Origin of the sequence: Achromobacter sp. (assembly GCF_036567245.1) — a bacterium.
GTDB lineage: Bacteria > Pseudomonadota > Gammaproteobacteria > Burkholderiales > Burkholderiaceae_B > Achromobacter.
Window position 1 is genome coordinate 1 of the sequence record NZ_DATCUY010000663.1, and the last position, 10,986, is coordinate 10,986.

General features: G+C 67.5%; 10 protein-coding genes and 2 pseudogenes. All 12 read right to left on the reverse strand.

The features are described 5' to 3' along the window. Positions 1 to 157: pseudogene (locus VIR09_RS28240) on the reverse strand (CoA ester lyase); the annotation flags it as partial. Next, on the reverse strand, positions 154 to 1,437 hold the full coding sequence (locus VIR09_RS28245) for a TRAP transporter large permease (RefSeq protein ID WP_332015874.1): 1,284 nt from the start codon (positions 1,435 to 1,437) through the stop codon (positions 154 to 156). The gene VIR09_RS28245 and the pseudogene VIR09_RS28240, both read right to left, overlap by 4 nt. Before the next feature lie 4 nt (positions 1,438 to 1,441). Then, the gene (locus VIR09_RS28250) at positions 1,442 to 1,921 is read right to left on the reverse strand and encodes a TRAP transporter small permease (RefSeq protein WP_332015875.1); all 480 of its coding nucleotides are present in this window, start codon (positions 1,919 to 1,921) and stop codon (positions 1,442 to 1,444) included. After that, on the reverse strand, positions 1,921 to 2,916 hold the full coding sequence (locus tag VIR09_RS28255) for a DctP family TRAP transporter solute-binding subunit (protein WP_332015876.1): 996 nt from the start codon (positions 2,914 to 2,916) through the stop codon (positions 1,921 to 1,923). Before VIR09_RS28255 ends, VIR09_RS28250 begins: the two co-directional genes overlap by 1 nt. Positions 2,917 to 2,950: 34 nt before the next feature. Further along, complete coding sequence (locus VIR09_RS28260; protein WP_332015877.1) at positions 2,951 to 4,087, reverse strand: YncE family protein; 1,137 nt, start codon at positions 4,085 to 4,087, stop codon at positions 2,951 to 2,953. Then, entirely contained in the window at positions 4,084 to 4,896 is an 813-nt protein-coding gene (locus tag VIR09_RS28265; protein WP_332015878.1) for an ATP-binding cassette domain-containing protein, read from the reverse strand. The genes VIR09_RS28260 and VIR09_RS28265 overlap by 4 nt, the downstream gene beginning before the upstream one ends. Further along, positions 4,893 to 5,891, reverse strand: a complete 999-nt coding sequence (locus VIR09_RS28270) for an ABC transporter ATP-binding protein (protein WP_332015879.1) — start codon at positions 5,889 to 5,891, stop codon at positions 4,893 to 4,895. Before VIR09_RS28270 ends, VIR09_RS28265 begins: the two co-directional genes overlap by 4 nt. 4 nt (positions 5,892 to 5,895) lie before the next feature. Further along, entirely contained in the window at positions 5,896 to 6,765 is an 870-nt protein-coding gene (locus VIR09_RS28275) for an ABC transporter permease (protein WP_332015880.1), read from the reverse strand. Next, positions 6,762 to 7,679, reverse strand: a complete 918-nt coding sequence (locus VIR09_RS28280) for an ABC transporter permease (RefSeq protein ID WP_332015881.1) — start codon at positions 7,677 to 7,679, stop codon at positions 6,762 to 6,764. The genes VIR09_RS28275 and VIR09_RS28280 overlap by 4 nt, the downstream gene beginning before the upstream one ends. A gap of 85 nt (positions 7,680 to 7,764) precedes the next feature. Further along, a complete protein-coding gene (locus VIR09_RS28285; RefSeq protein ID WP_332015882.1) occupies positions 7,765 to 9,270 on the reverse strand; it encodes an ABC transporter substrate-binding protein in 1,506 nt (501 codons plus the stop codon). A gap of 187 nt (positions 9,271 to 9,457) precedes the next feature. Next, positions 9,458 to 10,192 (reverse strand): FadR/GntR family transcriptional regulator, encoded by a 735-nt coding sequence (locus VIR09_RS28290; protein WP_332015883.1) that lies wholly within the window; start codon positions 10,190 to 10,192, stop codon positions 9,458 to 9,460. Between the two features lie 260 nt (positions 10,193 to 10,452). Next, positions 10,453 to 10,986 (reverse strand): annotated as a pseudogene (locus VIR09_RS28295) (histone deacetylase family protein); the annotation flags it as partial.

Consider the following 10,986-nt stretch of genomic DNA (forward strand, 5'->3'; position numbering starts at 1 on the left):
GCCGGTCCGCCGGGGCGGTGAACTCTTCCAGGTCCGCCACCAGGGCATCGGCGCCGCTGGCCAGGCCGTCGGCCTGGGCGTCGGCGTCCAGGCCGGGCACGAACATCCAGCTGCGACGCAGGAACGGGGGACGGCGGGAGGGAGTGATAGGGGTCATTGCACGTGCCTCGGCAGGAACAGCACCAGTTCGGGTACGAAAGTCAGCAGCAGCATGACCGCGGTCATGGCCAGCATCATCCAGGACAGCGGGCGCAGGGTCTGCATCATGTTGATGCCGCCGATCTTGCAAGCGGCCATCAGGTCGACTCCGACCGGCGGCGTGTTGGCGCCGATGGCCATGTTGATCGACAGCAGGATGCCGAAGTGCACCGGGTCGATGTTGTAGTGCGCCAGCACCGGCATCACGACCGGGGCCACGATGATGATGACCGGGATCGCCTCCATGAAGGTGCCCAGCAGCAACAGCACCACGGTCAGCACCAGCAGCACGGCGGTCTTGCTGTCGGTCCATTCGACCAGCAGCGTGGACAAGGCCTGCGGCACCTGTTCGGCCACCAGCACCCAGGCGAACAGCCCCGACGCGCCGATGATGAGCAGGATGGACGCGCTGCTTTCGCCGGTGGATTTCAAGTTGTCCCACAGCGACTTCAGGCTCAGCGTGCGGTACCAGAAAAAGCCGATCAGCAAGGCGTAGATGATGGCGCTGGAGGCGGCCTCGGTGGCGGTGAAGATGCCGAAGCGGATGCCGCCGATGATCAGCACCGGCACCATCAGCGCGGGCAGTGCGTCGACGGCTGCGGCGCGCAGCTCGGACCAGCTGAAGGGCTGGCCGCCGGCCCAGTTGTGCTTGCGCGATTGCCAGATGGCCACGCCGATCAGCGACAGCCCCAGCAGGATGCCCGGAATGATGCCGGCCACGAACAGCTTGCCCACCGAGGTGTCGGTGATGGTGCCGTAGACGATCAGCACGATGCTGGGCGGGATGATGGTGGAGGTGGCGCCGGCGCTGCCGACCAGGGCGCAGGAAAAGCCCTTGTCGTAGCCGCTGCGGGCCATGGCGGGCAGCAGCAGGCTGCCGATGGCGACCACGTCGGCCACGCCGGAGCCGGACAGCGCGCCGAACATCAGGCAGGCCAGCACGGCCACCACGGCCAGGCCGCCCTTGATGTCGCCGACGATGGCGGCGCACAGGCGCACGATGCGCTGGGTCAGGCCGGCGCCGTTCATCAGCTGGGCCGCCAGGATGAAGAGCGGAATCGCCAGCAGCGTGAAGCTGTCCAGCCCCACCACGTACTGCTGCGCCGCCACCATCATGGGGGCGGAATCGTAGACCGCCAGATAGGCCAGGCAGGACAGCACCAGGCCGAAGGCGATGGGCATGTCGATCAGCACCGTGATCGTGAACACGCCCATCAGGAAGAGAGCACCCGTAGACATCTTGTTATTCCTTTGCAGCGGCGGGAGCGGCGGAGAACAGCTGGGCCAGATGCACCACGATGGTGATGGCGCAGGCGAAGGGCAGCGCCAGATACACGACGCCGGCCGACACGTCCAGCGCCGGCAGGGTCTGGTCCATGGTCAGTTCGGCCAGCTGCCAGCCGGCATAGCCCAGGGCTGCGAGGCCGACGATGATGAGCGCCTGGTTGATGCGTTCGAAGGCGTTCAGGATGCGGGGATTGCGCACCACGAAGGGCAGCAGTCCGGCCATCAGGTGCGAGCGCTCGAAGCTGCAGACGACGCCGCCGATGAAGGCGGACCAGACCAGCACCAGGCGCGGCAGTTCCTCGGCCCAATGCGGCGTGGTGTGGGTGACGAAACGGGCGAACACCACGTAGGAGATCAGGATCGCCAGCAAGGCCACCGCCACGGCGGCGAAGGCCTTGCTGATGCCCGACAGGATCGCGGACAGTCGGTTGAGCATTACTTGGCCTCGCGGTACTTCTGCACCAGCGCCATCAGCTCGGGGCCGTAGGTGACCGAGTAGGTCTTCCACACCGGCGCGACCGCAGCGGCGAAGGCGGGCTTGTCGACCTCATTGACCTGCATGCCCTTTTCCTTCAGCTGGGCGATGAACTGCTGGTCGCCATCGGTGATCATCTGGCGCTGGGCGTCGCGCCACTTGTCGGCGGCCGCCTGCACGATCTTCTTATCGTCGGCCGAGATGCGGTTCCACACCGGCTTGGAGATGATCAGGTTGGCGGGGCCCCAGACGTGGCCGGTCAGCGACAGGTACTTCTGCACTTCGAAGAAGGACGAGGTGTAGATGATGGACAGCGGGTTCTCCTGGGCGTCGAACACCTTCTGCTGCAGCGCCGAATACAGTTCGCCGAAGGCCAGCGGCGCAGGGTTGGCGCCCAGCGCGGTAAAGGTGTCCAGGCGCATCTTGTCGGGCGTGACGCGGGTCTTCAGGCCGGCCAGGTCGGCGGGCTTGGCGACCGCGCCGCGGTTGTTGGTGACGTGGCGGAAGCCGTTTTCCCACCAGGAAATGATGGTCAGGTTCTTCTTGTCGGCCAGCTTGGCCAGCGCCTCGCCCAACTCGCCGTCGTAGGCCTTGTAGGCCTGCTGGGACGTCGACCAGGTATAGGGCAGTTCGACCACGCCGAACTTGGGTTCGATGGGCTGCAGCGAGCCCGAGCCGATGATGGCGGCGCCCTGGCTGCCGATCTGCAGGCCTTCGAGCATGGTCTTCTCGTTGCCGAGCTGGCCACTGGGGAACAGCACGAAATTGACGCGGCCGGCGGTCTTTTCCTTGACCTCGGCGGCGAAGCCTTCGGCGGCCTTGTTCCAGCTGTGGCTGGGAGCCAGCACGTGGCCGAGCTTGATGTCCAGGGCGTGGGCCGACAGCGGCGCCAGGCCGGCGAGGGCGAGCAGGGCGGCGGCCAGCAGGGTGTGTTTCTTTTGAGGAGCGGTGGTCATGGCGGAACTCCGGGAGCGGGGGGGATGGATAGGGTCAGTAGGACTGCGCGCGCATCGACGCGGGCCGTCCAGGCAGGGCGATGCGGGTGCCGGTGTCGCGCAGGCCCTGATCGCCCACGGCGAGGACCTGCATTTCGGCATCCAGGAAGTTGCCGACGTACAGATAGCGGCTGTTGGGGCTGAAGGCCACGCCTTCGGGCAGCGCGCCGACCTCGATGGCGCCGGCGCGAGTCACGGACTGGCCGTCGATACGCAGCAATACGATCTGCCCGCGCGGATGGTGGAACCAGGCGCTGGACGGGTTGTTCGAGCCTTGAACGATGGCGACCGCCGCGTAGCGGCCGTCGGGGCTGATGGCGATGCCTTCCGGGCCGTCCTCGACCATGACGCGGTCGATCACGCGCGGCGGGTCGGCGCGCAGATCCACCACGCTGACCGAGTCCGCGTGGCCGTCCGACGCGGTCGGGCTGCCCATGTCCACCACCAGCGCCAGCGCGCCGTCGGGCGACACCACCAGGTTGAACGGCACCAGGCCGGTGGTCAGGTCTTCGGCGGGATCATGGGTCACGATGGGGGTTGCGGCGCTCTCGCAGATGCGCAGCACGCCCAGGCGGTGGGTATCGGTCTTGACCACGAAGGCGCGGCGGCCGTCGGCGGCAAAGGACACGGCCACGACGGCGGTACCCATGTCGACCTCGCCGCAGACCTCGGCGCGCTTGCCGGCGATGCGCAGCACCGTCACGGAGCGGCCGGCCTTGTTGGCCACCAGCGCCAGCGTGCCGCTGCGGTTGATGGCCAGGCCCGAAGGCTGCAGGCCGGTCTCCAGCCGCTGCACGATGGCGGGCGGGCTGGCTTCCAGGTCGATCACGTACAGTCCGCGGCCAGGCTCGGGCTGCCAGCCGGCGCCATCGGCGCGCGCGCGCCAGTCCATGGAATCCGCGATCAGGCCCAGGCGCTGGTCCGGCGTAACGGCCAGGTTGACCGGCGGGCCGAACAGCGAGTTGGGCAGCGACAGGGTGGCGACCAGTTCGGGCGCAGCGGGATTCGCGCCGGCGTCGTAGACGCACAGGCTGTCATTGCCCGGCGCCAGGAAACGGATCTGGCCGTCGTCCCAGGTGACCTTCTGGTCGTTGCCGACCAGCAGCAGGTGGCGCGCGTTTTGAGGCTTCATGCCGCCAGCTCCTGCGCTTGCGGCACCGCCAGGGTGGCGCCGATGAGTTGCCGCGTGTACGGGTGGACCGGCTCGAAATACACCTGGTTGGCGGAACCGCGCTCGACCACGCGGCCGCCTTGCAGCACCACGATCTCGTCGGCGATGTGCTGCACCACGGCCAGGTTGTGGCTGATGAACAGATAGCCCAGGCCGCGCTCGCGCTGCAGTTCCATCAGCAGATTCAGGATTTGCGCCTGCACCGACACGTCGAGCGCGGAGGTGGGCTCGTCGCAGATCAGCAACTGCGGCTCCAGCATCAGCGCGCGGGCGATGGCCACGCGCTGGCGCTGGCCGCCCGACAGTTCGCGCGGATAGCGCGCGGCGAAGGCCGGCACCAAGCCCACGGCGTCCATCATCCGGCGCACCGATGCGGCTTGCGAGGCCGCATTGCCGATGCCATGCGTGCGCAGTGGCGAGGTCAGGATTTCGTTGATGGTGCGGCGCGGGTTGAGGGACGAATACGGGTCCTGGAACACCATCTGGATGCGGCGGGCGCGGGCGCGCGCCGGCATTGCGGCCAGCGGCTTGCCGTCCAGCAGCGCCTGGCCCTGCGTCGGCGCGAGCAGCCCCAACATCAGCTTGGCGATGGTGGATTTGCCGCTGCCGGATTCGCCCACCAGGCCGATGGTCTGGCCGGCCGGCACGTGCAGGTCGATGTCGTGCAGGATGCGCGGGGCGGGACGGCGCGAGAACAGGCTGGCGCGGCCGTACTGGAAACACAGCGCGTTCAGGCTGATGCTGGCGGAGGGCGTCGCGTGGCTGCTCATGCCGTGGCTCCTAGGCGCATTGCGCCGGGTTTGATGCACAGGCAGCGGTGTCCGCCCTGCACGCGCGCCGGGAACGGCTGGGCGCAGCGGGCCTCGGCCACCGGGCAGCGGTCGCGGAAAGCGCAGCCGCGGATGGCGGTGTCCAGCGAGGGCACGGCGCCAGCGATGGTGGGCAGGTCGGCGCGCGGCGCGGTGCGTCCGGGTTGCGGGATGCAGTTCAGCAGCATGGCGGTGTAGGGGTGGCTGGGGCGCTCCAGCACTTCGCGCACGCTGCCGCCTTCGACGATGTCGCCCGCGTACATGACGATGACGTGATCGGCGATGCGCGCCACCAGGCCCATGTCGTGCGAGATGAACACCATCCCCAAGCCGAACTCGGCCTGGATGTCGCGCAGCAGGTCCAGCAGTTCGGCCTGCACGGTCACGTCCAGCGCGGTGGTGGGTTCGTCGGCGATCAGCAGCTCGGGGCCGCACATCAGGGCCATCGCGATCATCACGCGCTGGCGCAGGCCGCCCGACAGCTCGAAGGGATACTGCCGCATGCGGTCGCGGGGATTGGCGATGCCGACGCGGCGCAGCAGGTATTCGGCGCGCTCCTCGGCTTCGCGGCGGCTGACGCGCTTGTGCCGGCGCAGCACGTCGACCAGCTGGGTGCCGATGGGAAACACCGGGTTCAGCGAGGTCATGGGATCTTGGAAGATCATGGCGATGCGCGCGCCGCGCAGTTGCGCCAGGGCCGAGGGCGTGAGCGCCGCCAGATTCTGGCCGGCGAACTCGAGTCTCGCCACGCGACGGCGCGCGGCCGCAGGCAGCAGATCCAGCAGGGCCAGCGCGGTCAGCGACTTGCCGCAGCCCGATTCGCCGACGATGCACAGGGTCTTGCCGCGCTCCAGGCTGAAGTCCACCGCGCGCACCACGTGCTTGACGTGGGTGGGGGTGTGGATGTCGATGTGCAGGTCCTCGACCCGCAGCAGGGGTTGGCTGTTTGCGGTCATGGGATCAGCCCTTCTTCATTTGCACGGCGCGCAGCGCTTCGCCGGCGCGGTTCACGCACAGCACCAGCACGAACAGCACCACGCTGGGAATCACCACCAGCGAGGGCTGGAACAGCATGTTTTCCTTGCCCTCGGCGATCATCAGGCCCAGCGACGGCATCGGCGCCGGCACGCCCAGTCCCAGGAACGACAGCGAAGCCTCCAGCGTGATGGCCATGGCGGCGTCCACGGTGCCGATGATGAGCAGGTTGCCTACCAGGTTGGGCAGGATGTCGCGCCAGATGATTTGCAGGTGGGTGCAGCCTTGCAGCCGCGATGCGGTGACGAACTCGGCGTTGCGCAGGCCCGCGGCCATGGTCCGGGCCACCAGCGCGTAGCGTTCCCACAGCAGCAGGCCCAGCACCAGCACCACCACGGTGAGCGAGGCGCCCACCACCGACACCACCGCCAGCGCCACCAGGATGATGGGCAGCGCCAGGCGCGCGGTGATCAGGAAGGACACTGCGCGATCCACCGCGCCGCCGAAGTAGCCGGCAGCCACGCCCAGCGTGGTGCCGATCAGTCCGCCCATCAGCGCGACCGACAGGCCGATCAGCGCCGATACGCGCACGCCATACAGCGCCCGCGCCAGCACGTCGCGGCCCAGCTGGTCGGTGCCGAGAATGTGATTCCAACTGCCGTCTTCAGCCCAGACAGGCTCTTGCAGCCGCGCCAGAAGGTCTTGCGTGTACGGGTCATGCGGGATCAGGTAGGGACCGAGCAGACCGGCCAGCACCAGCAGCGCCAGCATGGCCAGGCCAAGGTTGCGGCCATAGCGGGCCGCGCGTTCGCCGCCCGAGCGGACGGAAAAAGGAGAGGCGATGACGCTGCTCATGATGAAACTCGCGCGCGGGGGTCCAGCCAACCATTGACGAGGTCGGCGACCAGGGTCAGGACGATGTAGATCAGGGCGAAGATCAGGATCAACGCCTGCATCGTGGGAAAGTCGCCGCGCAGGATCGAGGTCCAGGCCAGGAGACCCGCGCCATTGATGGCGAACACGGTCTCGATCACGACCGAGCCGGCCAGCAGCGTGCCCATCTGGGCGGCGGCCAGCGACACCAGCGGCCGCAGGGCGTTGCGCAGCGCGTACTTCAGCACCACGCTGGGGCCGCCCAGGCCCATGGCGCGGGCGGTGCGGATGTAGTCGGTGGCCAGCACCGTTTCCATTTCGGACTTCATCAAGCGCAGCATGGCTGGCATCGCGAATAGCCCCAGCGCGGTCACCGGCATCACGTAGTGCTTCCAGCTGTCGAAGCCCGAGGCCGGCAGCCATTGGTTGCGCACGCTGAAGAGGATGATGAGCAGGAAGGCCAGGCAGAACGGCGGCATGGCCTGGGCGCAGGCCGACAGCAGCATGGTGGCGCGGTCGATCAGCGAGCCCTTGCGCAGGCCGGCCAGCACGCCCAGCGGTATCGCCAGCAACAGCGCGAACAGCATGGCGGCCAGGCCCAGCTTGGCGGTGGCCGGGAAATGCTGGGTCAGCAGTTCGGCCACGGGGCGGCTGAAGTACAGGCTGTCGCCAAAGTCGCCGCGGGCGACGCCGGCCAGCCAGCGGCCGTACTGCACCAGGATGGGGTCGTTGAAGCCGTGCAGCTGCGCCAGGCGGGCCGCGTCGGCGGCGCTGCCTTCGCCAGCCAGGCGCGCGGCCGGATTGCCGGAAGCGAACACCAGCGAGAAGCTGATCAGCGAGACGAACACCACCAGCAGCGCGGACACCACCAGGCGGCGAAACAGGAATGCAATCATGGGGCTACCTATGACGGTATGCGCCGGACGGGCCGCCGTTCCGGCCCGCTTGGGCCTGGGGACGGGGCCATGCCGGCGGGGCCGGTCAGTTCCAGCGGGCCTTGTAGAAACGCGGGAACTCGTCGCCGTCGACCGAGAAATTCAGATCCTTGGCCTGCACGGCGTTGAGCGAGTGGTTCCACAGCGGCACCCAGTAAGCCTGGTCGGCCACGATCTTCTGGGCGGCGGCGTAGTTCTTGGCGCGCAGTTCGCGGTCCACGGAGGTGTCGGCGGTCTCCAGGTACTTGATGACTTCCGGATTGCGCGCCTGGTCGTCCGGGCCGCCACGGAAGAAGTTGCTGGTCGACAGCGCCGCGTCGGCGATGCCATAGGAACCCCAGTTGGACGACAGCATGGCGATCTTGCCTTCGCGCCAGTTGGTCATGGCGGTGCCGTATTGCTGCTCGACCAGGTTCAGCTTGATGCCGGCTTGCGCCATCTGCGCGGCGGCGGCGTCCAGGATGGCGCGCGGCGGCGCCGAGATCACCAGGTCCAACGTCACGCCGTTGGGGTAGCCGGCCTGGGCCAGCAGCTGCTTGGCGCGAGCCGGGTCGAACTTGTAGGACTGCACGTCGGCGGCGCAGCCGAACTGCGCCGGATTGCACGCTGCGTTGATGACCTTGGACGCGCCGCCCACCAAGGCCTTGCGGATGGCTTCGCGGTCGATGGCGTAGTTGATGGCCTGGCGTACTTCCTGCTTGGCCAGCGGCGACTTGCCGTCGTCCGCGCGCGGGTTCAGCGAGATGTAGCTGATGCGCATGATGCTGCTGCTCTTGACCGTGACGGCCGGCTGCTTTTCCATGCGCTTGGCCACGTCGGGCGGCACGCGCCAGATCCAGTCCAGGCCGCCGGACAACATCTCGGCGTACTGGGTGTTGGCGTCCGGCAGCACCCGCACCACCAGCTTCTGCACGGCCGGCTTGGGGCCGAAGTAGTCTTCGAAGCGCTCATACACGTAGCGGCTGCCCGGCTGGCTTTCCACCAGGCGGTACGGACCGGTGCCGATGGGCTTGGCGCCCATGTCGGACTGGTTGGCCTCGTAGTACTTGCGCGGATAGATCGGCAGGTTCTCCGACAGCATCTCCAGCGCCAGGGGGTAGGGCGTCTTCATCGTGATGCGCACCGTGTCGTCGCCAGCCTTTTCGGCCTTGGCGATCCAGGCAACCTGATTCTGGAAGCGCGCCTTGTAGCCTTCGGAGGACACCAGGTTCAAGGTGTACAGCACGTCATCGATGGTCAGCAGCGAACCGTCATGGAACTTCACGTCCTTGCGGATGGGCAGTTCGATGGTGGTGTCGTCCACGAACTTGTAGCCGGTGGCGATGGCCGGGCCGAACTCGCCTGTGTCCTGGTTCTTCTGCAGCAGCCCCGAAAACACCATGCGCGCCAGTGCCAGGCCCGGACGGTCCGATTCCTTGTAGGCGTCCAGCGTGGCGGGCGCCGCGTCGAAAGCGATGTTGAGGGAGTTGTCAGCCTTGTTGGCCTGGGCGGCATGGGCGCCAAGCGCCAATAGCGCCGCGCTCAAAAGCTTCACGGTACGGGTCAGCTGCATGTTTTCACCTTGATGTGTTTTAGGTATCGGACTTACGGGTACTGCGGGTACTGCGGAACTGCTGCGTGCGTTTTTGCAGGCAAGCCGCTCCCCTTGCCGCGGGCGGCGCGTTTTGCGCCGGCGGTGCTTGCACGGTCGGTAAGGGCAGGGGCCTGGGCGTCAGGCCGGGGTTCAGGCGGTCATCAAATCATCGGATCCCAACGCTGCCGAAGTCTTCCCGCAGGCGCGCAAGGATGCCGACCAGATGGTCGTGCATGGCGTGGCGCGCGCGGATCGGATCGCGGTCGGTAATGGCCGCGAGGATGCGCTCGTGTTCCTGCTGGGCTTCGCTCCACACCTTGGTGGTCACGAAGTGCTCTTCAAGACGGGTAAACACCGGGCTCAATGTGCTGAGATGCCAGATATGGGAGATTGCTGCCGCCAGCGCCGCGTTGCCGCAGGCCGCGCCGATCGCGCTATGGAAGGCGCGGTCGTGCACGCTGGGCGATTCGGTCAGGGACATGCCTTCGTGCGCCGCGCGGATCGCCGCGATCTGGGCCGGCGATGCCTTCTGCGCCGCCAGGGCCGCGCATTCCGGCTCCAGCAGCAAGCGGGTTTCGAGCAGGTCGAAGGGGCCGATGTCGGTGGCTTCGACGCCGTTGGCGGCGGCCGGGGCCGGCTGCGGCGACTGGTACAGGCCGTCTTCGCGCGCCTGGTTCACGAACACGCCCGTGCCCACGCGGACCTCCACATACCCTTCGATTTCCAGGGCGATCAGCGCTTCGCGCACCGAGGCGCGGCTGACCTGCAACTGCTCGGCCAGCTCGCGCTCGGCCGGCAGCCGCCCGCCCGCGGGGAAATCGCCCGCCTTGATGCGCGCGGCGATCTGGTCGGCAATCATGCGGTAGAGGCGGGTGGAGGCGACGGCCTGGAGAGAGGTCATTGTGGGGTTCGGGTTGATGATCGGGATGTAGAGGGTAAAGGCTCTGCCCAGGCTTGTCTTGCATGGCACCCCCCGGCATGGTTCGGGAGTGTCTGGATATCTGGTGGCCCAGTGGTCAGGCCACTGGACGAAATGTACCGGAGGCGATCCGGCTTGTGAACCGGGCTTTTCCATTTTTAGGGAAAACCACTAGCGCAGCATTTGCCGGCGGCTGTGGCCTGCGGCCGGCGTCCGCGGCGGGACGCCGGCCGGGTACGGGTTCAGGCCGACGCCAGCCCGCCGAAAAAGCGCGAGGCGTTCGATTCCAGCCCTTCGATGTAGTAGCCGCCTTCCTGCACGATCAGGGTGGGCAGTTTCAGGCCGCCGACTTCACGGCCCAGGCGTTCGAAGCCGTTCTCGCTGACGGCGACCATGGCCTGCGGATCTTTTTCGAAGATGTCGAAGCCCAGTGACAGCACCAGCGCATCGGGCTGGAACAGTTCGATGGCGCGGCGCGCCTCGCCCAGCTTGTCGAAGAACACCGATTCCGGCGAGCCGTGCGGCATGGGCAGGTTGATGTTGTAGCCGTAGCCCGCGCCGGCGCCGCGCTCGTCCGCATAGCCGGCGACGACGGGATAGAAGTTCTCGGGGTCGCCGTGGATGGACACGTACAGCACATCGTTGCGTTCGTAGAAGATTTCCTGGATGCCCTGGCCGTGGTGCATGTCGGTGTCCAGGATGGCTACGCGGGGATAGCGCGCGGTCAGGCGCTGCGCGGCGATGGCGGCATTGTTCAGGTAGCAGAAACCGCCCGC

Excerpts from the sequence above, each read along its gene's own strand:
- VIR09_RS28270 (WP_332015879.1), bottom strand. The coding sequence starts at position 5,891 with ATGACCGCAAACAGCCAACCCCTGCTGCGGGTCGAGGACCTGCACATC.
- VIR09_RS28280 (WP_332015881.1), bottom strand. The coding sequence starts at position 7,679 with ATGATTGCATTCCTGTTTCGCCGCCTGGTGGTGTCCGCGCTGCTGGTG.
- VIR09_RS28260 (WP_332015877.1), bottom strand. The coding sequence starts at position 4,087 with ATGAAGCCTCAAAACGCGCGCCACCTGCTGCTGGTCGGCAACGACCAG.
- VIR09_RS28285 (WP_332015882.1), bottom strand. The coding sequence starts at position 9,270 with ATGCAGCTGACCCGTACCGTGAAGCTTTTGAGCGCGGCGCTATTGGCG.
- VIR09_RS28265 (WP_332015878.1), bottom strand. The coding sequence starts at position 4,896 with ATGAGCAGCCACGCGACGCCCTCCGCCAGCATCAGCCTGAACGCGCTG.
- VIR09_RS28275 (WP_332015880.1), bottom strand. The coding sequence starts at position 6,765 with ATGAGCAGCGTCATCGCCTCTCCTTTTTCCGTCCGCTCGGGCGGCGAA.
- VIR09_RS28250 (WP_332015875.1), bottom strand. The coding sequence starts at position 1,921 with ATGCTCAACCGACTGTCCGCGATCCTGTCGGGCATCAGCAAGGCCTTC.
- VIR09_RS28245 (WP_332015874.1), bottom strand. The coding sequence starts at position 1,437 with ATGTCTACGGGTGCTCTCTTCCTGATGGGCGTGTTCACGATCACGGTG.
- VIR09_RS28255 (WP_332015876.1), bottom strand. The coding sequence starts at position 2,916 with ATGACCACCGCTCCTCAAAAGAAACACACCCTGCTGGCCGCCGCCCTG.
- VIR09_RS28290 (WP_332015883.1), bottom strand. The coding sequence starts at position 10,192 with ATGACCTCTCTCCAGGCCGTCGCCTCCACCCGCCTCTACCGCATGATT.